Source organism: Lactobacillus sp. ESL0260, from assembly GCF_003692935.1.
Lineage (GTDB): Bacteria > Bacillota > Bacilli > Lactobacillales > Lactobacillaceae > Lactobacillus > Lactobacillus melliventris.
In genome coordinates, this window is record NZ_REHO01000013.1 from 421,908 (window position 1) to 446,949 (window position 25,042).

The 25,042-nt window shown below is 35.5% G+C and carries 22 protein-coding genes; 8 read left to right on the plus strand and 14 right to left on the minus strand.

Going from position 1 to position 25,042, the window contains the following annotated elements; genetic code table 11:
* The first annotated feature begins 28 nt into the window (after window positions 1–28).
* Complete coding sequence (locus tag F5ESL0260_RS08340; protein WP_122026564.1) at window positions 29–409, plus strand: type II toxin-antitoxin system HicB family antitoxin; 381 nt, start codon at window positions 29–31, stop codon at window positions 407–409.
* A 210-nt stretch (window positions 410–619) separates the two neighbouring features.
* On the opposite strand, the gene F5ESL0260_RS08345 is transcribed toward F5ESL0260_RS08340, so the two are convergent.
* Complete coding sequence (locus tag F5ESL0260_RS08345) at window positions 620–2,605, minus strand: BspA family leucine-rich repeat surface protein (protein WP_122026565.1); 1,986 nt, start codon at window positions 2,603–2,605, stop codon at window positions 620–622.
* 842 nt (window positions 2,606–3,447) lie between these two features.
* Here F5ESL0260_RS08345 and F5ESL0260_RS08350 point away from each other — a divergent pair.
* Window positions 3,448–4,800: an FAD-dependent oxidoreductase gene (locus F5ESL0260_RS08350; protein WP_122026719.1), complete on the plus strand. Its 1,353-nt coding sequence runs from the start codon at window positions 3,448–3,450 to the stop codon at window positions 4,798–4,800.
* Between the two features lie 1,078 nt (window positions 4,801–5,878).
* Entirely contained in the window at window positions 5,879–6,550 is a 672-nt protein-coding gene (locus tag F5ESL0260_RS08360) for a hypothetical protein (protein ID WP_122026566.1), read from the plus strand.
* 644 nt (window positions 6,551–7,194) lie between these two features.
* Here the strand turns inward: F5ESL0260_RS08360 and F5ESL0260_RS09640 are convergent.
* From F5ESL0260_RS09640 to F5ESL0260_RS09645, 3 genes are all read right to left on the minus strand, one after another.
* Window positions 7,195–7,284 carry a putative holin-like toxin gene (locus F5ESL0260_RS09640; protein WP_081945396.1) on the minus strand — a complete coding sequence of 30 codons (90 nt, stop codon included), beginning with the start codon at window positions 7,282–7,284 and terminating at the stop codon, window positions 7,195–7,197.
* Window positions 7,285–7,881: 597 nt separating this feature from the next.
* The gene (locus F5ESL0260_RS08375) at window positions 7,882–9,465 is read right to left on the minus strand and encodes an ABC transporter ATP-binding protein (RefSeq protein WP_122026567.1); all 1,584 of its coding nucleotides are present in this window, start codon (window positions 9,463–9,465) and stop codon (window positions 7,882–7,884) included.
* 514 nt (window positions 9,466–9,979) lie between these two features.
* Window positions 9,980–10,069, minus strand: coding sequence for a putative holin-like toxin (locus F5ESL0260_RS09645; protein ID WP_081945396.1), 90 nt, complete (start codon window positions 10,067–10,069; stop codon window positions 9,980–9,982).
* 386 nt (window positions 10,070–10,455) lie between these two features.
* Here F5ESL0260_RS09645 and F5ESL0260_RS08385 point away from each other — a divergent pair, with 386 nt between their 5' ends.
* The 3 genes from F5ESL0260_RS08385 (at window position 10,456) to F5ESL0260_RS09550 (ending at window position 11,489) form a co-directional block, all read left to right on the plus strand.
* Window positions 10,456–10,893 carry a GNAT family N-acetyltransferase gene (locus tag F5ESL0260_RS08385; RefSeq protein ID WP_122026568.1) on the plus strand — a complete coding sequence of 146 codons (438 nt, stop codon included), beginning with the start codon at window positions 10,456–10,458 and terminating at the stop codon, window positions 10,891–10,893.
* 143 nt (window positions 10,894–11,036) lie between these two features.
* The gene (locus F5ESL0260_RS08390; protein ID WP_122026569.1) at window positions 11,037–11,321 is read left to right on the plus strand and encodes a type II toxin-antitoxin system RelB/DinJ family antitoxin; all 285 of its coding nucleotides are present in this window, start codon (window positions 11,037–11,039) and stop codon (window positions 11,319–11,321) included.
* An 87-nt stretch (window positions 11,322–11,408) separates the two neighbouring features.
* Window positions 11,409–11,489, plus strand: coding sequence for a type II toxin-antitoxin system YoeB family toxin (locus tag F5ESL0260_RS09550; RefSeq protein WP_233557734.1), 81 nt, complete (start codon window positions 11,409–11,411; stop codon window positions 11,487–11,489).
* A gap of 112 nt (window positions 11,490–11,601) precedes the next feature.
* Here the strand turns inward: F5ESL0260_RS09550 and F5ESL0260_RS09580 are convergent, their stop codons facing one another.
* The 4 genes from F5ESL0260_RS09580 to nagA all read right to left on the minus strand — a co-directional run bounded on the left by F5ESL0260_RS09580 (window position 11,602) and on the right by nagA (window position 15,984).
* Complete coding sequence (locus F5ESL0260_RS09580) at window positions 11,602–11,727, minus strand: hypothetical protein (RefSeq protein ID WP_255410404.1); 126 nt, start codon at window positions 11,725–11,727, stop codon at window positions 11,602–11,604.
* Between the two features lie 284 nt (window positions 11,728–12,011).
* Window positions 12,012–12,977 (minus strand): AEC family transporter, encoded by a 966-nt coding sequence (locus tag F5ESL0260_RS08405; RefSeq protein WP_122026570.1) that lies wholly within the window; start codon window positions 12,975–12,977, stop codon window positions 12,012–12,014.
* 6 nt (window positions 12,978–12,983) lie between these two features.
* Entirely contained in the window at window positions 12,984–14,627 is a 1,644-nt protein-coding gene (locus tag F5ESL0260_RS08410) for a malolactic enzyme (RefSeq protein WP_122026571.1), read from the minus strand.
* Window positions 14,628–14,829: 202 nt separating this feature from the next.
* Complete coding sequence (nagA, locus tag F5ESL0260_RS08415; RefSeq protein WP_122026572.1) at window positions 14,830–15,984, minus strand: N-acetylglucosamine-6-phosphate deacetylase; 1,155 nt, start codon at window positions 15,982–15,984, stop codon at window positions 14,830–14,832.
* A gap of 157 nt (window positions 15,985–16,141) precedes the next feature.
* Between nagA and F5ESL0260_RS08420 the strand changes: the two genes are divergently transcribed.
* Both F5ESL0260_RS08420 and F5ESL0260_RS09650 read left to right on the plus strand, forming a co-directional pair.
* Window positions 16,142–19,129: a TIM-barrel domain-containing protein gene (locus F5ESL0260_RS08420; protein ID WP_122026573.1), complete on the plus strand. Its 2,988-nt coding sequence runs from the start codon at window positions 16,142–16,144 to the stop codon at window positions 19,127–19,129.
* A gap of 214 nt (window positions 19,130–19,343) precedes the next feature.
* Window positions 19,344–19,424 carry a putative holin-like toxin gene (locus F5ESL0260_RS09650; protein WP_366125493.1) on the plus strand — a complete coding sequence of 27 codons (81 nt, stop codon included), beginning with the start codon at window positions 19,344–19,346 and terminating at the stop codon, window positions 19,422–19,424.
* Between the two features lie 185 nt (window positions 19,425–19,609).
* On the opposite strand, the gene F5ESL0260_RS09655 is transcribed toward F5ESL0260_RS09650, so the two are convergent.
* The 6 genes from F5ESL0260_RS09655 to F5ESL0260_RS08450 all read right to left on the minus strand — a co-directional run bounded on the left by F5ESL0260_RS09655 (window position 19,610) and on the right by F5ESL0260_RS08450 (window position 25,030).
* The gene (locus tag F5ESL0260_RS09655; protein ID WP_366125492.1) at window positions 19,610–19,735 is read right to left on the minus strand and encodes a hypothetical protein; all 126 of its coding nucleotides are present in this window, start codon (window positions 19,733–19,735) and stop codon (window positions 19,610–19,612) included.
* 905 nt (window positions 19,736–20,640) lie between these two features.
* Window positions 20,641–21,108, minus strand: coding sequence for a hypothetical protein (locus F5ESL0260_RS08430; protein WP_122026574.1), 468 nt, complete (start codon window positions 21,106–21,108; stop codon window positions 20,641–20,643).
* A gap of 455 nt (window positions 21,109–21,563) precedes the next feature.
* Window positions 21,564–22,046 (minus strand): PTS glucose transporter subunit IIA, encoded by a 483-nt coding sequence (locus F5ESL0260_RS08435; protein ID WP_046325615.1) that lies wholly within the window; start codon window positions 22,044–22,046, stop codon window positions 21,564–21,566.
* A 9-nt stretch (window positions 22,047–22,055) separates the two neighbouring features.
* The gene (locus tag F5ESL0260_RS08440) at window positions 22,056–22,547 is read right to left on the minus strand and encodes a hypothetical protein (RefSeq protein WP_122026575.1); all 492 of its coding nucleotides are present in this window, start codon (window positions 22,545–22,547) and stop codon (window positions 22,056–22,058) included.
* Complete coding sequence (locus tag F5ESL0260_RS08445) at window positions 22,537–23,328, minus strand: MurR/RpiR family transcriptional regulator (protein ID WP_122026576.1); 792 nt, start codon at window positions 23,326–23,328, stop codon at window positions 22,537–22,539. Before F5ESL0260_RS08445 ends, F5ESL0260_RS08440 begins: the two co-directional genes overlap by 11 nt.
* 73 nt (window positions 23,329–23,401) lie before the next feature.
* Window positions 23,402–25,030 (minus strand): alpha-glucoside-specific PTS transporter subunit IIBC, encoded by a 1,629-nt coding sequence (locus tag F5ESL0260_RS08450; protein WP_122026577.1) that lies wholly within the window; start codon window positions 25,028–25,030, stop codon window positions 23,402–23,404.
* Between the last annotated feature and the right edge of the window lie 12 nt (window positions 25,031–25,042).

The following is a 25,042-nucleotide window of genomic DNA, read 5'->3' on the forward strand; positions in this document are numbered from 1 at the left end:
TAATTTTTACATGTTAGGAGGAATTAATATGTCTAAGCTTTTAGTATACCCTGTTGTACTACACCCTGAAGACACTGGCTATACTGTCGAAGTTCCAGATATTACAGGTGGTTTTACTCAGGGCGAAGATTTAACTAATGCTTTGGAGATGGCTTCTGATATGATTGGATTAATGTTAGAAGACACAACTAATTATCCTAAACCATCTAAGTTAGAAAGTATCCATGTTGCTGACAATGATATTAAAACTATTGTGGCCATTGATATGGATGATTATAGACGCAATAATCCCAAGACAATCCGCAAAACAGTAACTGTACCAGAATATCTGGTAAAAATGGGCAAAGAGAAAAATTTAAATTTTTCTGCTGTACTAACTAAAGCCTTAAAAACAGAATTAAATTTATAACTAGAAAAAATAAGTCCAGGAAGTTAAGCAACTTTCGGGACCTTTTTACAATTTTCTGGACTAATTTAAATAGCATAATACAAAATAATGCACCTAATAGCTAATTTCTACTATTAGGTGCATTTAAATTGTGAATTCTTTCTTGACCGTTTTTGCTCAGCAGTTATAAACATATTTATGCTGTACTACTGAACTGCTTAACCAAAAATTCTAAAAGTTAGCCTTCTTCACGTACCGGTTCAGTCCGATGATGTAGTAATAACTACCTTTCCGCTTTACTGCACCACCATATGTTCTAACTTTGCGTCCGCGCTTCAGACTAGCATGTCTTATTTTCTTTGCTTTTTGATTATAGATGAGTGCATTATGCTTTAACTTACGCTTTTGGCCTGTAATATTAGTAGCCTTCACAAACGTATTATTATCTAAAAGATAATACTTCTGACCGTTTATGATTTCGGTATCATAGGTAGTAATCATCTGGCCTGACATAAGTTTGCCCGTTACCCGCTTACCGTTAATATCATAGAGATACGAATTATGCATTACCATTCTTTCAGTCCCTTTAAGGTAAGTATAAGTTACAGTCTGAGGCTGGTAGCTGAAGAAGCCTGTCGCATTATAAGGTCTTGCCTTTAATAAATAACCAGCAAATTTCAGTTCTTGGGTAACGTAGCCATCACCAACATTACCATTCAAGATTTTATCAGGTGTTAGTTTAAGGCCATTTTTATCTTCATAATGAACTCTGACCTCAGCTCCTGCAATCGGCTCTATAATACCAGATGAATGACTTGGTGGGGTTGGCGTTGGCGTTGGAGTCGGGGTTGGTGTTGGAGTCGGAGTCGGCGGTGTTGGTGGTGTTGGCGGATTGACTGGTGGCTTATCCTCATCAAAGTGTGTACCCTCGCGAACATAAGTATCGGCATCTTTAGCTGGATCATAATTTGCCATTAACTCTTTTGAGCTCCACCTATTTTTGCCTTTAGGATCATTAAGTGTACCATCAGCAACATTGCGCCAAGTGCCATCAGCATCAAATCCAGTACCCTTGACAATATTATCTTTACCTAGCTTTAACAAGTTTAGACTTTGCAAATCATTTAGCATATTGGAAATGTATGTAATTTTGCTCATATCAAAACCGCTAATGTCAAGCCTTTGCAACCGAATATCATACTGAAACATGCTGCTCATATTAAAAACATTCGCGGTTTTAAAATTACTGAGATCAAGCTCTGTGATATACTCACAGTCATTAAACATGTCATTCATTACAGTTACTTTATCAGTATTAAATTTGCTAACATCAATTTTTGTTAATAACTTACATGAAGCAAACATTCCTGACATAGTCGAAACGTTAGCAGTTGAAAAGCCGCTAACATCTAGGTCAGTTAAGTTCCAACAGTTGTTAAACATCCAGTTCATATCAGTGACATTATCAGTTTTGAAATCTTTACCAAACTTAATACTTTTTAGTGAATAGCAATTGTGGAACATAGTACTGGTATTAGTCACCTTACTAGTTTTAAAGTTGCTTAAATCAATTGCATTTAAACTTCTGCATTCTTCAAACATGCCACTTAATTCCGAAACATTTTCGGTATTAAAGGAACTGACATCAATATTTTTAAGACTTTCGCAACCATAAAACATGCTTGACATTGTGGTAACATTGGCAGTATTAAAGTTTTTTAGATTAACATCGCTTAGATAAATACATGTTGAAAACATGCTTGTCATATCAGTAATTTTACTAGTATCAAGCTTGTCCAAGCCGTCTATATTAGTTATATTACTAAAGCCTTTAAATAGATACCTGACTGACCCGCTAAGTGACAAGGGACCCTGAATAACAATATGGTTAACATTTACAGGATCAAGCCCTACATTATATAAAGCATTTGCCAGCGGTTTCGGGTCATTAAAAGCTGTGGAGTTACCAGGAATAGTTAATGTTTTACTGGTCGAATCATAGCTAAGTGACAGTTCACTATTATCATCATTATCAGTACTGACCCATGGAACTGTCCGAATGTCTCTTGTTGCAATTTTCGTTTCTCTTGCTGAATTTGCAGGAGGTGAAGCCGATGCAAATGTTGTTTGCGGTTTAATAATATTTAAACCTACCACAGTCATAGCAATAATAGCTAAGTACGTTGTAAGTTTAATCCTAAAATGGTGTTTATTCATTATTTGCCTCCTTTAAGCAATATAATTTCACCTAACCAAAGTGTAGCATAAATAACATTTGTTATAAAGTATAATTTTTAGATATATAAACACATATACATTTACAATTTATTATTATTTTTTATATACAAAAATACTGATATCATATAGCATTAAATTAATTATACGGATATATAACAATAAACTAAAAGGAGCTTAGTACTGAATTTCTATCTTGAATTTTTGCCATAAAGTGACATGCTTTTTCTAATGACTGCTAAAGAAATTCATGCACCGCTTATGCGGTAATCAAAGAGATAGTATCGGAGTAATTCCAACGGATACTTAGAAAACTTCTATCGCAAAATTAAATAAAGTGAGCGTACTGCATTTGACTGCGCCAATTTCCACAATCTGCTAACTAAAACCAGATTGTTAGAAAATAAGGTAAAACGAACAAAATTTGATCAAGAACTGTTTTTGCCTTTTCTTTTGGATTTTAAAGCAATAGCAAAAGTTGCAATTTCATTTTGATCTCGCATGCTTAAATAAATGCTTCTCTTTCTCAAATGATACTCTATTTGTACTACTATTTGAGTATCAATTCTACTTCTTAGGTTCTTTTTAAATGATTTACTTGGCCGTATTTTGCTCATAAATTATCAGCAAATTTGATATTTAGTGAAATTTGCAAAGTCAATTTATACGGTCATAATTTTTTTGTTGTTTTATAAGTTTTAATATATAAACGAATTAGCTATACTGATGCATCTTTGTATAACTAACGTATTTCTTGTGTTACCATAGAAGACAGTAAAGTGCTACAAGCGCTTTCAGATATTGATAAAAAGGGGATTTTTTCTATGAATCAAAAAGTAGTCATCATTGGTGCTTCCCATCCGGGTCATGAAGCAGCTATCGGGTTATTAGACAGATATCAAGATCTTGATGTCACTATTTATGAAGCAAGTGACTTTGTTTCATTTATGTCTTGCGGAATGAAGCTCTTTTTAGAAGAAAAAACTACCGGACAAGACAATGTACGCAATTTTTCACCTGCTGATCTGGAAAAATTAGGTGGTAAAATTGTCAATAATTCGCAAGCAGTTGCGTTAAATCCGACAAATAAGCAAGTTACAATTAAAAATACCCAAACTGGTCAGACAGAAGAAGTTAACTATGACAAATTAATCTTGTCTCCAGGAGTTGATCCACTCCAATTGCCAATTCCAGGGGCAGATTTAGACTACGTTTATTTAATGCGGGGCTACAGTTGGGCTAAAAAGATCAATGAAGCTCTTCATAATGATGAAATTAAAAATATCGTTGTGGTGGGTGCTGGTAATGGAATCGCTGCCGTTGAAGCTGGTGTTTTAGCTGGTAAAAACATGACCTTGGTTGATGCCAGCAACCATATCTTGGCTAATTATTTTTCAAAAGACTTTACCGATGTTTTTGAACAAGAAATGCAAGACAAGGGTGTCGATTTAAAGCTTGATACAAAAGTTACTGGCTTTACCAATGATCACCTAGTCCAAACTGATCATGGTGACATTAAAGCTGATTTAGTCATTGTTGCTGCAGGCATTGTTGCTAATACAGACTGGCTTAAAGATACTATTAATTTAAACCAACGTGGTTATATTGAAACAGACGAATATTTAAGGACTAATCAAAAAGATGTTTATGCTTTGGGTGACGCTACTTGGCCACTATCAATCCCGGCTAATAAAAGAATGCCGATTCCATCGGCAGTCGCTGCTCGCCATGAAGCAAATTATTTAGTACAACATTTGTTTGAGAAAAAGCCAAGCCGACCATTCCCAGGTTTAGTTGGTGGCCAATTATTAGAGTTCGGTGATGTACACGCGGTAGTTAGCGGCCTCCCACAAAAATCTGCTGAATTTGCCGGCATTAATGCTGCAACTAGCATCTACATCGATCATTTGCGTCCAGACTTTATTCCTGCAGATGATAATCCGTTAGGATATATTTCCTTAACTTATAATAAGGATACTCATCAGATTCTGGGAGGTGCAGTTATGTCCAAGCATGATATCACCGCTCAAGGCAATGTCTTAAGTTTAGCAATTGGTCATAAATTAACATTAGAAGATTTAGCTGAGCAAGACTTCTTCTTCTCACCAAGTTTTGATCGGCAATGGAATATTTTAAACTTAGCCGCACAACATGCGTTAGGTTTACACAAATTTTAATTAATTTTGGATATTACTAAGCCTACCACACACCCGATGAATTGTATGAAAGAAGATTAGATTGCATCTATCAGATCAGGTAGAGTGTTCAACTTAAAATTGCAATTTTCGGCAAAACAAAAGTCAACTATATTTTGCAAAAATAAAACAAAAATATTTGTTGATTTATCAAGCTTTGTGACATATTATCGAATATAAATCGGTTTTTTAAAACATAAATTTACACAAAAAATAAGCCACCCCAGACTTGTTGGAATCAGGCTTTAGCCTATTGAACGGAATCAAAAACTACTCTGAACAAGTGGAATTTGCTCAAAAATCTCAAAGATGTGATATAATTTGTATAAACAAAAAGGCGCTGTCTGCAAACAGCACCTGCCCAGAGCCGCTTTTAAGAGCGGTGGCTAATATTAATAGATTACAAAACCCGCTAACCTCGCCAAAAGTTAAAGCGGTTTTTGTTTACTTATGTTTGTGTAGCATTTTGCGCAGCTTGCGGTAAGACTTTATAAGCTTCTGAGCCTGCTTGGTGATCTTTGTCATCACAACAATGCTTTCGTAACCAAACCACAGAAGCGAAAGCAGAGCAAGCATGATAGCAGTCAGCCACGCCACAACGTAAATTGCACCTCAGTATTGTAAGATCTGCATAGGAATTTAAAACTTCCATAGGCATCACCTTCCTTTGAAGTGCCACCGCTCATATTAACTTTTCTGGTTAATACAATTATAACATATAAAATACGTCCAAACGCTGATAAAATAAAGCTTTATAGCTTGTGCATTATACTCGATTTAAGATTCACAAACATAAGAATCAGCAAAAGAAAATTAATAATGTCGTAATCGAGTTACTCACTTTTTAAACTAAGCATTTGCTGATCTACAATAAAAGCTGTGAACCAAAATTAGGCTTAAATATAAGTTTGGTTTTCGACAAAAGGTATTTAGAAATATTGATTAAGACTAGGATCAAAAAGATAAAGAAATGGATTAGAAGAAGGGTTCTAATTATGGTTTTCGATGTTTTTTTAAAAAAGCAAAAGCCGTTAATGCTAAAGATTATGTTTTAGGGATAATGGCCGATGATTATCGCCAATACAGAATAGAATCATCAGACAATGATTCTAAAAGTTTTGCCAAGCTTATATTTAACTTAATCATTCAAGAATCGTATAAGCATTTAAAGGATGACACTTTTATTAGTCCTGATGTAATCTTCGATATGATTAGCAAGCAGATTGACAACGTATCTAGTTTCCCTACAGAAAAGTTTGACTTTGATTCTATAAACCTTGCGCCAATTTCAACCGTAAAACTCCCCAATTTGCTTTTGGGCAAAAGAATAAACAAAGAAGCAAATAGATTAGCTAAAGGTTTAGATGAAGTTACAAATTATGGTGAGTACGGCCATTACATGCTTTTCTATAATGATGATGATCAGATCTTTTCCTTAAAAGACAATGAAGAAAGGAATCTTGCCCTAGTTTTCTACTACTTTATTGATGGATGTAGAAAATATAAATTGAAACCTCATCACATGTTAAGAGCCATTAAAGAACAAGCATACAAGCTAAGAGCGACACTTCTCTTCAAATCCAAGACAAATCCCCCACTATTGTTCTATAAACTCGGAAGTGGCGATAGATATGACTACTGCAGAGATGTTTCAGAATTTGAAAAAGATCAGAAAATAAAATCAGCAATGTTAAAGCTTGCAAAGCAAGATGTTGGCCCTTTTGGTGAGTAGATATGGTAGAATTAAGGGAGTTCATTGGTAACTTCTTTCTAGAATTTTGGGTAATTACATTCTATCAGAGAAGTCCAATGGACTTTTTTCATTTTCTAATCAGGGCAAGTGTTCAACTTCATTTTACAATTTACCGTTTTTTTAGAATGCGTCAATTACTCACATGTTTAACATAAATCCTGGATGTTTAATCGCTAAAAGTCAGTCCTATTTAGTCATTAATTTTAATAAAATGAAACTAAACCTTTTAGCCTTATGTGATTATATTTTTTATCACTTAGACTAACTTATTAAGAAATTTATGTCCTTAATTGTGAGTTTAGCAGAAAGGTTCCCATGTATATATAATATTTGTGGAATTTTCATTGAACTACTATTTATAGCCACAAAGAAGTGGTTATTTAGATTTTTTATGAAAACTCACCTGATTTTCTTTATAAGATACTTTATTAATTAAGATTCCACTCATTACTCAGCCCGTTGTGCAAAATTAATTCAGTCATGATATAATGTGATTGTAAAGAAAAGAGGCCTTGCGCTAACAAGACCTCTTTGAAAACAAGCAGCCGCTCTAAAGGCGGTTAGCTGTGTGAGAGATAGAAGACTACCCCTAACTGGCTAAAGTATGATTGGGACGGTCTTTTTTATTTCTTGTGATTATTGATATAATCTAACAGCACAATAATAAACGTGGCGAATGCCAACATTATTTGTAATGCCTGGTAAACGCTCATTAACTGCTTCTCTTTCTAAAAGATTTCGTGCCATAGGCACCATCTCCTTTCCAGATCAACAGCCAACTGCCCTCAAAACAATTTGCTTGAATTCTAAATTAATTATAACAAATACTGTTTGCATATTGAATAACTATAAAGTATTATTGCCAAATCAATGGCTTATTTTGATTAACTTCCATATTATAGGGAAGTTATTTTTTATCTACCTTTAAATTTAAATAGTTCCAGCTCAGCTTTAATTCATTAGCTTAGCATTAACCTATGTGAAAGCCTATCAAATTTATTATTCTAAGATGACATCAAGGTAAATTATTTTTTAAGGTTATTAATTAAAGAAAAAATTCGTTTTTAGCTCTGTAACAAGCTTCCTTGCTATTAGTTCTACTTTACCGGCAGTATATCTAATACTTTTGTCTACGATAAAAAAATTGAGTAGTGTTGGTTTTGTATTACAAGGAGCAAGAGAAATATATTCACCTTTTTTATGCAATAAAAAACCTGTTAACAGCTTATTACATGGATAAGTCATCAACAGGATAAATTATAGATTTCTTTTATTTTTTCTCTAGATTCTTACCTCACGATAACTTGGAATTAAGATTGCTTTGCCAAGTCAACTATTTGGTCAAACATTTCCTTTTCGTTGGTTGAAATGTGGTGAGCAACTTCGATCACAGTTCCTTTAAACTCACTTAGAATAGTTTGGTGTATTTGCAAAGATAAATTCTGATCAAGAGATGAAGTTGCTTCATCAGCTAATAATATCGGTCTTTTTGATACTAATGCTCGTGCAATTTCAACTCGTTGATTTTGACCACCAGATAAATTACTACCACCCTTCCCAAGCTGATAGTCTAAGCCCTTTTCGTTTACGAGATCAGTTAAGCCGGCTTGTTCAACAGCATAATTTAAGTCTTCTTCAGACACATGGCGACCTAAAGTAATGTTGTATTTTAAAGTATCATCTAAAATAAAAGGCTTTTGCTGAATAAAAGAGAAGTACTCGTGTAATTTTCCCCAATCACCATTTACTTCAGAATGATTAACTTCATAGGATCCAGAATCAAGTTGTTGAATACCAATTAATACATTCAGTAAAGTTGATTTTCCCCAACCTGATGGAGCTTGCAGGAGAACTTTTTCCCCGGAATCAATTTTTAGATTAACATTGGCAAAAATTTTCTGTTTACCCTGACTAACTCCAGCATCAGTCAATTGTAATGATTGGAAAGTATCTGAAGCAGTTGCAGTATTGCTACCCTGCGGCTTTATCAGCAAGTCGATTTTTTTGATTTTTTGCAAAATCGGTTTTGCCGTTTTAATATCGTTAACTGACCCAAAAATACCAACTACAGGATTAATAAAATTATTAGCCAGTTGTGCAATCATCATAAACGTGCCTAAAGTCAGCCGACCGCTAACAATGAAACTGATACCAATGGCAAAAGGAAGGAACATACTGAAAATATATGCTACTATCATAGTCATCTCATTAGACATGCCTTTAGTCCAATTGGTTTTGAAAAGAGCCGTTTCCATTAGCTTCGCTGCTTTAATCAACCTGTTAACCATTGAAAATTGAACATCATAGATGTTAGCCATTTCCGCTCCAGAATGAGTTTCAATAACAGTATTTGTATAGTTGCTATTGGATTTTTCCCACTTTTCAGAATTTTTTTCGATCTTAGGGCCAAAAACAGACTGAATAACGGCAGGAGTAAATGAAGCTATTAAAAATACCAGCGCAATAATCCAAGAACTAACAAATGCAGAGATTACAGCTGCCAAAAATTGAATTAAATCAGAAATGATTGAAAGCTCTGCCTCAATACTATTAGTTTCAATTTGCTTGAGGTCATTGGTCATAAATGAACTGTCAATTTCGTTATGGCTAGCATAGTTATTAACTAAATAATTGGCAGATGCACTTTTTAGGTTAAGATTAATTTCTTCTATAATTTTATAATAGAAATACTGATATATAACGCCGACTATTCCAAATATTAGCAGACCACAAACAGCAAAGACAGTCAGCTTGATTAAGCTGCCTTGAGGCTTTTGGGCGAAATCAATAAATTTTTGAAAAATGAAGGCAGCAAAAACAACCTGAAGCGATTTCAAAAAAGCAAAAAAAACGTATAAGGCTATTTTCCATGGGTGTGAGTATTTTATAATCATAGTTTTCCCTTTCAATATTTTTTAAATAGCATTTTGTTAGTCTAGTTCTTCACTTATAGTATGTATACTCATTTTTAAATTCAATATTGCTCTTAAGCTTGTCCAATAAGCCATGTGAAGAAATTTTTAGCTTAATTATTAAAACTCAGGCTTTTAAATTAATAAAAAACAAATATTAGATAACCAAAATAATAAGGTTTTAATCTTTAAAAGTCAATAAGATAATTTTATTTTCTTTTAATATTTATACTGAACAATTTCCCGTTAGCACTAATTTTTTCCTTAATCCTATTTTGTAACTGTAAAAAAACGATTATAAATGGCAACATGCAATCCCTGACTCAGTCAACTTGTGCAAAATTAATTCAGTCATGATATAATGTAATTGTAAAGAAAAGAGGCCTTGCGCTAACAAGACCTCTTTGAAAACAAGCAGCCGCTCTAAAGGCGGTTAGCTGTCTAGGTAATAGAAGACTATCCCCAACTTGCTAAAGTATTATTGGGACGGTCTTTTTTATTTCTTGTGATTATTGATATAATCCAACAGCACAATAATAAACGTGGCGAATGCCAACATTATTTGTAATGCCTGGTAAACGCTCATTGACTGCTTCTCTTTCTAAAAGATTTCGTGCCATAGGCACCATCTCCTTTCCGGATCAACAGCCAACCGCCCTCAAAACAATTTGCTTGAATTCTAAATTAATTATAACAAATACTGTTTGCATATTGAATAACTATAAAGTATTATTGCCAAATCAATGGCTTATTTTGATTATTTCCACTATATAGTATTTTGTTTCCCTCTTTAAAAACTAAAATACATTTTTGACAAGGGTAAAAGACGGTTTTACTACCAGTGTACTAAGCCAATCCAAGTTTAAAATGAGCGCATTTTTAAGGTATGTAAATAAGACTTTTTAATCAATGTTGGGAGCGCTAAAATGGCTTTATCACGAAAAGAAAAAAATATATAGGAAAGGAATTTTCATGATTAGAAAATGCCAAGTAGCTGACAGTGCTGCTATTCAAAAAATCAATAAAACTGAATTAGGTTATGATTATTCTGTTGAAAAAACCACAGCCAATATTAAGAGATTACTAAATGATCCTGAACACCACTATCTCTGGGTCTTTGAAGATGATAATACCCAAAAAGTTGAAGGTTATTTGCATGCAGAAATTTTTGAAGAAACCTACTTTGACCCCATGTTCAATGTTTTAGCTTTAGCCGTAGATTCTTCTGCCCAAAAGAAAGGCGTTGGCAGTCAACTTATGCACACTTTGGAAAAACAAGCTAAAAATTTAGGCATGAAAGAAATTAGGTTAAATTCAGGAGAATCACGTTTAGGTGCTCATAAATTTTACGAAAAACTGGGCTATACCAGTAATAAAATGCAGAAAAGATTTGGTAAAACCATAAAATAATTTATTTAAACTGTAATTGATTTTCGTTTTTTATAAATGTTTACTAACAATAATTTAGCTAGTACATTATATGTAAATTTAAAGCAATTAACTATACTTCATAATACATCTAAAGTGCTACTATGCATATGAGGTGATCAATAATGCTAAGTCCAGAAAAAAGCAAAATTTCGATTTCAGTTAAAGTTAATTCAGAAGATAAAAACCGAGTTACAGAAATATTTAACGGCCTAGGCCTTAATCTTTCGACTGCCATTAATATATTTATAAAGAAAAGTATTGCTGAAGGTGGTTTACCGTTTGAAGTTAGGGATCCATTTTATAGTGAGGAAAATCAAGCTGAACTAAATCAGCGTTTCAAAAAGATTAACAATAATCAGGATATCCATTCACATCATCTTTTAAATAGTGAGCAGAAGAAAGAATGACAGTAGAATTTTTAGATGAAGCTTGGAATGAATATGTTAATTGGCAAGCCGGAAAAATTAAAATATCAAATTGGTTGGTCAAGAAGAATAAATAATGTAGATAGATTAGTTTACACAGTTAAAAATGAGCGATTAATTATTATAGCTTGCAAAACTCACTATAATTAAAGCTAAAAATCCTCTTAGTTAGATTTCAATTTAACTAAGAGGATTTTTATATGTTTATATGTATAAATCTTTACATTCACAAAACTAGCAATTTCTTTAAATACTATTTCATCTAAAAGTCTGATAAATCTATTGGTGCGGACACCTTTCCTTTTTTTAAATTGGCAACAGATTCATCCATTGCTTTTAATGCCTTATCAGAAATACCATTTGATTTGACTAATTCTCTATGTTCCAATATTAAGCAACCTTTATTATATTCTTTTACATATCATAATCATATCTTGATTTAAGCAGTGCAACTAGTTTTTGCTATCCGTATAAGCAAAGTAATTGTTAACAACTTGCATAATAAATTTCTCCCTTTTCTATGGGATCCACTACGGAAAGAATATCATATTGAAATTAATAAAAGAAGAAATAACACATTAAAAATAAAAATTGCAAATATTATTTTCCTAACAAAAACCCGCCTTATTTATACGATCAAAGACGGGTTTTATATTACAATTTCTTTATTAATTATATTAGTATTTGGGTAATTTCCAAAACCAGTGGTACGACAATTACAAATAAGACCGTTGAGGTGGTCACAACGTTGGTAGCGTATTGCACATCCCCGTGCGATTCACCAACTAATATTGGCAAAACTGCCAAAGCAGGAGTAGCAGATTGCACAACTAAGGTTTGTTTAGCTAGACCTGTCAAAGCTGGCAACCAATTAGCACCAACAACAATTAAAATCATCATTAAAGCCGGTACTAAGATAAAGCGGCCAAGCAATGCCCAAATAGTATCACGGTCAAGGTGGATTGACTTCAAACCAGCATCTGCCAATATAATACCAATATAGATCAGTGACATTGGGGTAACGATACCACCGACCATGCTCAACACGGCTGTAATCCAGCCAGGAATTGGAACTTCAACCAGTAAGCAAATCAAAGCTATTAAAAATCCCACTAGTGGCGCTGGCAACAACTTTTTCCAGTTAAATTTTTGCTGCTTATTCTTTTGTGCGGTCGGATCATCACTAGAAATGAAGAAGACACCAATTGCCCAAGTAGAAACAGTATTTAAAACATAATAAATTAAAAAGTATGGCATACTTTTTTGCCCAAATAAGGCGATATTTAATGGTAGGCCAATAAAAATGGTATTGGCGTTCGTAATGGCATTAATAAAAGTACCACGACGACCCTTGCGAATTCGCAAAACCTTGCATAATAACCAGGCAAACAAATAACTTAGGGCAAAGCAGATAATGGCATAGATTAAGCCACCTGTTAAACCGAACAATTTTTGTCGATTCAAATATTTTAAAACAGAAACAAAAATTGAAGCAGGCAGAGCAATATTCATAATCAAATAAGAAATATTGCCTTTAAACTGGTCACCCAGTTTGCCACTCGTGCGCAGCCAATAACCTAAGGCAATTACAAGTAACAGCTCAACTACACTGGTTAACGAAGTAATAAAGGCTTGCATTTATTCTCACTCCTGCTCATCTGCGTACTCTGGCGTCCAGCGAAGTGCTGCTACAGCTTTTTCACCATCTTGAAAATCGTTCTGGTTAAGATGATCAGCAATTGCCTTATTAGCCACAGCTTTCGCTACAGTTTGAGAAAAGACATTCAATTTTTCGACTGGTGGCAAAACCGCTGCACCTGGTTTACTAGAATCAACAATGCCGCCAAGTGAATGGGCTGCTACACTAATCATTTCATCGCTTAAAATTTTGGCATTAACAGCTAAAGCACCAAGACCAAGTCCGGGGTAAACCAAAGCATTGTTGGCTTGACCTATTTCATACTTGACGCCATTATATTCAACTGGATCAGCAGGAATACCAGTTGCTACCAAGGCTTTGCCCTTAGTCCAATGAATTAAATCTTCTGCTTTTGCCTCCGCCAATTGAGTTGGATTTGATAATGGGAAAATAATTGGCCGGTCGGTATGGGCAGCCATTTCCGTCACAATATCCTGAGTGAAAGCACCTGAACGGGTTGAAGTTCCTACTAAAATGTCAGGGTGAACTGCCTGCACGACACTCTTTAAATCTTTAAGCTGGTCAGCATTACTGAACTCAGAACGTTTTCTTGCAAAAGGCTTTTGCGCTGGTGTTAAATCAGGTGTATCTTCAAAAAGCAATCCTTGTTTATCCACTAAGTAAAAGTGCTTGCGTGCTTCATCAGGCTGTAAACCTGCTTGCAACATCTCAGCGTAGACTTGTTCCACGATTCCAGTACCAGCAGTTCCAGCACCAAAGCAGACATACTTTTGCTCGGTTAACTTTTGTCCGCTAATCTTTAAGGCTCCCAAAATACCAGCCAAAACAATGACTCCAGTACCCTGAATATCATCATTAAAGGTTAGAATATGATCACGATAATGTTTTAAAATATTATCAGCATTATCCCGGCCAAAATCTTCAAAATGTAAATATAGTCCCGGAAACAGCTTTTCTACAGTTTGCACAAAGCGATCAACAAATTGGTAATAAGGATCTCCATTCACCCGACGCTGATGGTTGCCTAAGTAAAGCGAATCATTAAGTAATTTATCATTATTAGTACCAACATCAAGAACTACGGGTAATACACATGCTGGATCGACACCAGCTGCAGCAGTATAAACCATCAACTTGCCAACAGAAATGTCGACGCCTTGAGTGCCCCAGTCACCAATTCCTAAAATTTCTTCACCGTCAGTAACCACTATTAGTTTTATATCACGGCCATCAGCCGCATTTTTTAATGTTTCTGCCATTTTATCCGGTTCATTAATTGACAGAAATGCGGCATATTGCGGATTCACAAACAAATGACTGTAATTTTCAATAGTTTCAGCTATTGTCGGGTCATACACAATAGGCATAAATTCAGTGACATGTTCACTAAAAATTTTAAAGAACAGCACGCGGTTAGTATTAAAAATCGTCATTAGAAAAATTCGTTTTTCTAGATTCGTTGATTTTTCCTGGTATTGTAAATAAACATCGCGAGCTTGTTCTTCAAGAGTCTGCACCTTTGGCGGTAACATCCCTACTAAATGATATTGTTCTCGCTGCTCTTCTGTATAAGCAGTCCCTTTATTCAAAAATGGGTCATTCAACCTATCTTGTCCTGTTTTAGCCATTTTCTCACTCTCCGTCTATTTAATTATTAATAGCACGTACTATATTCTTAGACTATATCCGGGGTGAAAAAAGTGCAATTAATTTAACTTATAGTAAAAGCGTATAGTGTATAATAAAGAGCTAAATATAGTTAATAATAGCAAGCAAAAAGCCAATTCAACTTGATGAATTGGCTTTTTATAATTTAATCGATTAGTCATATTATGCTTTGTAACGTGATTCACCATTTAAGTAAGTTTCGCTTAAAGTCATATCTGGGTTTAATACTAAGAAATCAGCGTCCTTATCAGGAGCAATTGAACCACATTTATCTAAAACATGAGCGCTCTTAGCCGGTACGTAAGAGGCCATCATGATTGCTTCTTCCGGCGTAGCAACATTCCAGTCAACAACGTTTTTAACGGCAGTCTTCAATTGTAAAATACTGCCGGCTAAATTATTGCCACCCCTTAAGCGAGCCATACCTTCCTTAACATAAACAGGCAACTCACCTAACATGTAGTCACCATCAGGCATCATGCCAGCTTCCATACAGTCTGTGATCAAGCAAATATGTTCGGCACCTTTAAGCTGAACTAATGCCCGTACCATTTCTTTTTGAACATGATGACCGTCACAGATCAACTCATCTGTCACATTATGCAGCGCCATTGCCGCATTAGAAATTGATGTATCGTGGTGTGACGGATCAGGCATCCCGTTAAAAGTATGAGTAAACATAGTGGCACCAGCTTCAACACCGGCTTTAGCTTCTGCAAAGGTAGCGCTTGAGTGTCCTAAAGCTACAACTACGCCCTCTTTAACAGCTGCACGAATGAATTCTTTAGCACCTTTTCTTTCAGGAGCAAGAGAAATTTTATTTAAAAGTCCTTTTGATTCTTCGCGCCATTGATTAAACTGGTTAATATCAGGGTCAATCAAGTATTTCGGATTTTCCGCACCAGCATGTTCCGCAGTAAAGTATGGGCCCTCAAAGTGAAGTCCCTGAATCTTAGCACCAGTTTCTTCACCCTTATGGGCGCCAAACATCTGACAAATTTTGCTTAATGTATCAGCACCGGCAGTGTAAGTCGTTGGCAACCAGCTGGTAACACCTGAACGCAAAAAGCCTTCTGACAAGTGGTTAATTCCTGCCCAATCACTTTTCATTACGTCTTCTTTTAGTGACCCATGAACGTGAGTGTCAACAAGTCCCGGTGCTATCCACTTACCTTTATAATCGACAATTTTACCTTCCGGCTTTTGGTCTTCAGTATAATAAAAGCCGAATTTGCCGTCATCTTGTACTTCTAAGTAACCACCTTGTTCAGTTACATTTTCAAGAAAGAATTTATCTGCATGAATATAATAAGTCATAATATTTTGGCCTTTCTTTTATAAAATAAACCTCTTACTTATAGTTTCATTTTAGCTTAATCAACTGGTCTTTACCAGTTCAATTTCAAATAGTACGGAAAGTTTTAGTTTTTTAGTTATAATAGTGGTGTAGGTAACTAATTAGGAAGCAAAAATCATGATTCAAAATACGCAAACAAATAAACACTCATTGGGAGCACTTACTGGTGCCAGCAAGTGTGACCATTATTATGAATTACACTTTGCCACTGGCGAAATTGCGCACTTTTACGTCTTAGCTGACGGTATTTTTCGCCTTTTAATTGATCCAGAGCAAAATTTTAGTGAAAATCAAGTCGCAAACATTCAGCTGTCGCAATTTGATAATACTGCTTTTACCAATTCTCAGGTCAGAGCTACCAACGATTCCTTAATCATTCATACAGGCAACTATCAAATTATTTTCGGCCAAAATCCGGCTGTGCTCAGTATTTTTGATGAATCGCTGCATCATAATAGGATGCGTCAGTCGCAACCGCTCGAATTTAGTAAAAACGAAACGCGAGAATTTTTAGCAGAAAACCAAAACGAATTTTTCTACGGTGGTGGACTGCAAAATGGTTATTTTAGTCATAAAGGCCATAAAATCGCAATTAAGCATGATCAAATAACTGGAAAAGGCGGTGTAATTATGCCTGTCCCCTTTTTCTGGTCGAATGCCGGTTATGGTGAATTAAGAAATACCACTGCAGCGGGAAGCTATGATTTTGGTAAAACCCAGCGGGGAGTTACCATCCTCGCTCATCAAGATGCTGTTTTTGACACTTTTTACCTCCTTGGCACTACCCCCAAGGAAATTTTACAGCGCTATTTCACTTTAACGGGCAAGCCGATGTTACTGCCTAAGTATGCTTTAGGTCTCGGCCATATCGGCAATTTCTGCACGACCTTATGGCAGCCAAGCCATGCCCAGGAGCGAAATGCCAGCAAAATTGGCAACAATTATTATACCCGTACCAAAGATGAAAATGCCGCTTCGGGTAAGGCCTCACTTAATGGCGAAGAAAACTACCAGTTTTCCGCAAGGGCGCTAATTGATCGCTATCACGCCATGCATTTTCCAATAAGCTGGTTTGTCCCTAATTATGGTGAGCAACCCGAAAATGAGCAGGCACTTAGTTTCTTTAATGAATACGCGCAAACTCAGGGTGTTCATCCCGGATTTTGGCATCAGGGTGAAGTTGATCTACCTGAAAAAACTGACTTTACTTATACCGCAGCTGACGAAGCAGCTCAAGATACGGCAAAACTCCAAAGTGAATCACAAAAAGAGCGGCCTCTAGTGCTAGCTGACAGCGGCACCGCTGGCATGCAAAAAAACGCCGCACTTATTTTTGGCGACATCGGTGGTAACTGGGACAATATTACTAATCAAGTTGCGGGATTACTGGGAGCAAATCTTTCCGGTCAACCTTTAGTTGGGGCAGCGGTTGATGGTCTGCAAGGCGGCGGCAACGCTCAAATCAATGTCCGTGACTTCGAATGGAAAAGTTTTACCGCTTTACTATTTAACTTTGATGATCAAGGTAATTTCAGTAAAAACCCGTTTGCTTATAATAAGAAAATAACTGAAATTAATCTGGCTTATCTTAAATTGCGTCAGCACTTAGCCAGTTACATTTATACGTTAAATGAACGGACAAAAAGCGGCGAGCTGATTATGCGGCCACTATTTAGCGAGTTTCCTGATGAACGTGCTAATTATACAGCTCAGTTTGGCAACGAGTTTATGTTGGGACCCAACCTTTTAATTGCTCCTATTACGAATGGTCGCGAAGACAAAAACGGTGATTCTCGTAAGGATAATTTATATTTGCCAGGCAAAAAAACGCTGTGGATTGACCTTTTTACCGGTAAAAAATATGCTGGCGGCAAGGTCTACAATAACTTAACTTTCCCATTATGGCATCTACCGGTTTTTGTTCGGGGTGGCAGTATTTTTGACTGGAATAAACGTGATTTTCTACTTTATCCCCAAGAGCAGAGTGAAGCCATTAGCTATGACGATGATGGGACAATTGCTGCAAGTAACAGCTATACTACTAAAATCTGCAGTAAAGTTGAGCAGGAAAAGCTGGTGGTCACTATTGCACCGACTGAGGGTAACTTGACAAAGAAATTCGTTGAACAACCTACCAGTCTGACAATTATGTGCGATTCTTACCCTGATGCTGTAACTATTAAAATTAATGATCAAGTTGTCCCCGTAGAAGAATACGGCTCGCTGGCTGCTTTCAATCATGCTCATGAAGGTATTTTTTATAATACTAATTACGGCCTCGATGAGTTTAAAAAATACCATAAGAACACGCAGACTGCGCTGCAAATAAAATTAGCCGCTAGAGATATTACCGCCACTGAAATAGAAATCACAGTCCGTAACTTCAACTATGGCAAAAACGTGTTAGTACACGAAATTACCAGTGGCGTCTTGCCGTCACCAAAACTACCGGCAGTAGATTCAAGTAAGATCTCGGCTCATTCATTTGAACTTGCCTGGCCTCATGAAAGTGCCGTGCAGATTGAAATTAATAATCTTCTTTATGTTGGCATTACCGGCAAAAGTTTTACTTTTCATGAGTTAGCGCCTAATACCCGCTATATTATTAGGATGCGTTATGCCATTAGAAATAAAGTTTCTGAATGGTCTGACCTTTTCGGTGTCATTACGAAACACGCTGCCAAAGACTATGCGATTGAAAACATTGAGGTAACCAGCAACTGTGATAGTAAAGAAAACCATCCCCTGTCCTATTTGACTGACCTGAAATTGGCGAGCGAATGGCAAACTAGCCAATCTGTTTCACCTGAGCAACCACTGGAATTAACTTTTAGCTTTGAAAAGGTTGAAAAGCTAAGCAGAATGGTTTTTGTGCCCCGGAATATTGATCATAATGGTGATCCTCTTATTGTTTCAATTGCTGTTTCAACAGATGGTGAAAACTACACTACTTACGCAGACCACTTACAGTGGAAGGCTGATACTAAAAACAAGGTAGTAGGCTTGCGGGATGTGCGCGCTAAAAAAGTGCATCTGACGATTTATCAATCATCCGGTCCAATTGTTGCGGCAAGAGAAATTATCTTTTTCAGGGCAAAAAGATAACTAAATATAAGAAAAACACGAAATTAATATGTACTGAGCTTCTAAAAGTTGTCCTAAATTTGGGGCTCACATCATCATTCAGGAACAATACAATATTTGCTATAATTAAGTTTGAATTGATAGCAAATTGTTTTGAGGGCGGCTGGCTGTTTCACTTGAAGGGAGAGGGTGCCTATGGCACGAAATCTTTTAGAAAGGTGTCCAGCTATTGAGTGTGTACCATGCGCTAGAATTAGCGCTGACATTTGCCTCGTTTATTATTGTCTTGTTGACCTATATCGACAAACACAAATAAAAAAAGACCGTCCCAACAATAACTTTAGCACGTTATGGGATTGGTCTTTAACCAAACTATAATCTAGCTAACCGCCTTTAAAGCGGCTGCTTGAAATTCAGAGAGGAAGTCTTGTTTTTGCAAGGCTTCTTTTTCTCTATAGTTATATTCTAGCATGATTAAACTGATCTTGCACAAGAACCTGATTAACTTATCTGGGTAATCCCTAATTTTTCTCTATATCGTTTGAATGTTATCCGATTGATTCCAGTTACCTTGCTGACAGCAATATCAGTCATACCACTTTGGTAAAGTTTAAAGGCGTGTTGCAATTGGAGACTGTTCTTATTGAATTTGGGCTTGCGGCCATGATAGCGGCCCTCAGATTTAGCAATTGGGATGTGTCCTGCCGTTTCCGTTCCTTAATTCTCTTACGTTCGCTCTCAGTTTGGTACTTGTAAAGCTCTAGAATGATGTTATTCATCAACTCTACAGGTTAGAATCTTCAAAAAGCCTCGCAAAGACGAAAAAATGCAGTGTGACTCCCCTATGCTTAATTGCGCTCATAATCTTAGTTAAATCCTGTTTATTTTGAAGACCAAAAGGGGTGTAATCTAACGAACAACTGGTGCTAACTTAAAATTAAAAAGTATACGAAAAATCGTTTAGTAATTAATGTTAACCACCAAAATTAAGATAATTTAACCATAAAAATACGACCTCAAAAATTATCTTAATTTCAGAGGTCGTATCCATATCAAAATCGTACATTGGCTTTTGCATAATAATTGGATGTCTAAGTTCTAGTTATACGTCACATTTATTGACTACAAAATATTTGATTTAAATTATTTTTTGTTGCGGTCATACCAATGAAGCACACAATTAACTATAAAAATATCCAAAAGTATAATGCAAAATTGTACAAAAATATTTGTCCACCTATTAGTTATGTAAGGTGATAAATATGTTTGATATATGAAAACTATAATTCCAGTCGATATTCCGTACGCTAATGCGTTACGATATTTCACCGATTCATAATAATCAGATTCAGTCTTTTTCTTTCTATTCATTTTGTCTTTTATAAATTGAATTATTGCCAGCCCCACTGAGTAATTACTGGATAGTGATTGATGCCAGTAAGTATCCAATTAACATCAAACCAAACGCCACCTTTAATATTGTCACCAATTGTCGAACTTAGAAAAGCACCAATTGCAGCTACTATAGGGCCTCAATCAGGGTCAACAGCAGCGGTGATAATAGCTGTGAGACCTGCAAGACCGCCTGAAGCAACAGCTTTAGCAGTGCGTTTATCTATAAAAACTCTAATGTAATTCCATCCAAATTCAACCTTATTTACACCAAAATGATGCTTTGCGCGGGGTTGAATTTTAGAATCTTCTGTTGATGGTAAAACTCTAACTGATTTTCCAGAATTATTAATTTCAAATTCTAAAGTTGCAGTTTTTGTGCTTTTATTTATTACAAAAGATGATCCATTAATAAGTTGATTGGTATGGGCTATTACTTCTTGAGCAGAGACATATTCAGCATAAGTAATAACCTTTTTAACATCGTCATTAAGAACATATTTATTATTTTTCACTTCTACATATGGGTCAATTTTGTTTACGACGTCTTGACTCAAGACATTAGATAGTTGAGCGTAAGCAGAATTACCAACAGAAGCTGCTGGCACAGTATTTGTGATAGCAAAAGCATTATTATATACTTCTCTTAATCATATATGATTAATTTTAATATAATATGTAATTAATAAAAAGTCAACAATATTTTTAATTTATTTTTATTAATTCAAAATTGATTTGAAATTAATGCAGGCTTTGATCATTTCCTTATTTTTTCTCGGATAGTCGATCACTTGGCCACGACTAGCAGCATGTTAGTAAAATTATTTTTGGCAGCACAAATATCATTAAGGATAATATACTTTTTGCTACTTTTTCCCACAAATATACCAGTGATTTTCAAATTCAGAATAATTCTACGATTAATCTTTAGTTAACCTCATAATAAATCCAAACCTATACCTTTACAATATTAAATAAAAAACGCTCCGAGGTAGTTAAAATTGCAATTAAAGCTCAAGGCTTTAATTTATTTAACCGGTCGAAGCATCTTATTTAAAAATAATTAAGCGTTAAACTGCAGAGTCTGAACTGTGTCACCGTGGGTCGTATCACCTGCCGACACATCAGAAACAGATTTTATGACGTCCATATTAGTATAAACAACTATTACCGTATCATCGTAATTTTCAGCCGTAATCAGTTCTGTATTCATACTTGCCAAATAATCATCCTGCTTAACAGTATCACCCTGTTTGACAGCCACTTCAAAGGGCTCACCTTTTAATTCCACAGTATCAATTCCTAAATGGACCAATATTTCTAAATTATTATCAGTAGTAATGCCGATTGCATGCTTAGTGGGAAAGACTGTGGTGACAGTTCCTGCAACAGGAGAATAAATTTTGCCATCTGTAGGCTTAATGGCGTAGCCATCGCCTAGCATTTTCTGAGAAAAAACTTCATCTTTCACATCTGTAATTGGCATTAGTTTCCCATCACAAGCTGCAGCCACTGTAAAACCGCGTTTTTTAAATATATTAAACATTAATTCTACCTATTTCCTAATAAATATACTAATTGTTAAAACTAAACAAAAACCAAAGATAGTCAAAAAGATAACAGCAGGCACTTTGATAAAACTGCTTTGACATTTTAATTTGCCGGATTGTTCATTAATACGTATGATGCCAAAAAGCGCCAAAATCAAGCAAAAAATGTTACCGACCATTAACTGGCTGATCGCCTGACTGAACATCAAAAAGTGATAATTACCCTCATGCTTAAGAATCAAATCTTTCTTGAGCCAAATATAATAACCCATAATAAAATCCGTAAGAGCTACTATCATATCTATTGCAATCAAAGGTGTATTGTTCAAAACAACATTGATGTTTTGTTTAGCAATAGATGATGTCAAAATTATAAAGCAACCGAAAAACAAGGGAATTAAAATTAAAGCATAGATATAGGTTGTCAAAATTTTTTTGGTGTCTAAATGGGCCCTATTCAAGAAACTAATCACAAAGTTGTTTATCTTACTTACCATTTTTATCACTTTTTTCTTTTTGCCAAATATCAAACTTGTTTATGATGAAATCCACCAAGGTGTAAGCCAGTATAAACGAAACATCATTGCTAGACGAAAATTTTACAGTCGGATAGTAGAAATTATAGTCGGAAAGCGAAGCAAGTTTATTTTGCTTTAGGTCTGTAAAGGAGACATAACGCAATTTGTTGTTAACCATCTCAAACTTACCCAGTTCATCGTTAATTTCTTTATTATCGCCCGTGTAAGAAATAATAAAGAGCATGTCGCCTTTTTCTGCTATTTTTCCTACCATTTCCAGTTCACTGACAGCAGCTGGCAAAACTATTGATGAAATGCCAAAAAGTAATAACTCGTGAGAAAGATAATCAGACAGCATCTGTTGAATCCAGCCGGTAGAGTAAATATAAATATGCTTAGCATTACTTAGCTCATTGTAAAATTCATCTAACTTAAGTACCTTAAAATTTTTATGTAAGTTTTCGATTTCTTTTATTATGCTTGCATCAAAATTGTCAGGTATAAATTTACTTATATTATTTTGTTCTTTTTCTTGGACGACTTCATTTAAGTAAAATTTCAATTCATTATATCCGCTCAAGCCTAGGTGCTTACATAATCGGAAAATCGCCGAACGTGAAACGTATAATTTGCGCGCAAGCTCAGTAAGACTTAATCCTTTACACGCTTTTGCATTATTTATAATAAATTGAATGACCCTTATTTCAGAATCATTCAATTTACCACTATTTTGATAGACTAAATATTCTAATTTTGACATAGACCAACGCTCCATATAAAGTAATTTTACATATGACAAATTGCTTTTACCTATACAAGCGTTCTAGCCATAATTAATCCTGCTTTCTTAATTCCTGCATTGCTTCAAGAACTTGGGCAACATCCAAGCCAACAATAACCTGAATTGCTTTGCCGTGATGAACAACATTAACGGCCTTGGCTGCCTTAAACTGAGCATCAGAGCCCATCTTATTAGGATCAGCCACAGTGACACGCAATCTCGTCGCACAAGAACTTAACTCTTTGATGTTGGAACTTCCACCTAATAAATCTAAGAAGGCTGTTGCTCTTTCAACGTATGGATCAGTTTCTTTCTCATTTTTAGATGGCCGTGCGGTAGTTGTGGCACTGGAAGCTGATTCTTTTTTAGCTTGATATTCCTTCTTATTTAGTAGATGTACATCTTCGTCATCTTTTTCCCTTCCTGGAGTAGCATAATCAAACTTAATAATCATAAATTTAAAAATAAAGAAGGTAAGAATTGCAAAAATAATACCAATTGTAAATTGTACTAGAAATGTTTGCCAGTGATTGGCCCAGAGTGGTATCCAGTTTTCTGCCGCCATATCAATGCTGCCAAATATAAAGTTACCAACAACACCAAAACTGAACATAATAGTGTTCATAGTAGCTGAAAGTAATGAATAAATTACCCATAAAATTGGAGCCGCAAACAAGTAGGTAAAGTCAATTGGTTCAGTAATTCCAGCAAAGAATGAAGTCAAAGCTGCTGGAATTAACAAAGCTGAAGTTTGCTTCTTTTTATTTTTTTTAGCTGTCGCATAAAACGCTAAACAAATTACCGGAGCAAGGAATACTTTTTCATTACCCCACAGTTGGAAGCCCATTTCAGGAGCCAGTTGCTTTAACGGACGTGTACTTAACGCAAATTTAGTTAAATGTTTTAGCCAATAAGGTTGTAATCCACCTGCAACTACAGCTGGACCATACTGAAACGGAATATATACCAAATGATGAAGTCCAGTTGGAATTAAAATACGATTGAGAAAATTATAAATCCACACTCCAATAACGCCACTGTTAGTAATAAAGTGTTGCATACCAGTTATACCCAGCTGAACTTTTGGCCAGCCCCAGCAGGTAATAAGTGCCAGAGGAATCATAAGGAAAAAGCCTAAAATATAAACATATGTGGACCCTTGAAAGGTTCCCAGCCAGTCCGGCAATTTCTTATCAAAATAATGATTATGTAACCAAATTACTATACCAGCAACCACTAGAGCACCAATAATACTAGTGTCTAGCGTTTTGATCCCTGCTATTTCGGTTAGTCCGTGGTTAGTGGAATTTTCCACAATCTGGATTTTATCAAAGTTAGGAATACCAAAACTGGCGCCCCAGTGAGATAACATAGCACCAACAAAATAGTTGTAAGTCATGTAGGTAATTACTGCTTCCATGGCAGCCCTACCTCTGGATTTATTTGCTAGACCAATTGGTAGACCTACAACGAAAAGCAAAGCTTCCTGCTTAAAAACTGTCCAACCACCTGCGCTAATTGTATCCCAAATTGAATACCAAGTTGTCCCTGGATTTGCCAGAGAGCCGAAAACTGCTTGGTTGTTAAATAAGCTGCCTAAGGCAACTACAATACCCGCAAACGAGAACAAAAGCACTGGCACAAACATTGCTGCACCAAACTTTTGAAACTTCTGCATCATAAGACATCATCC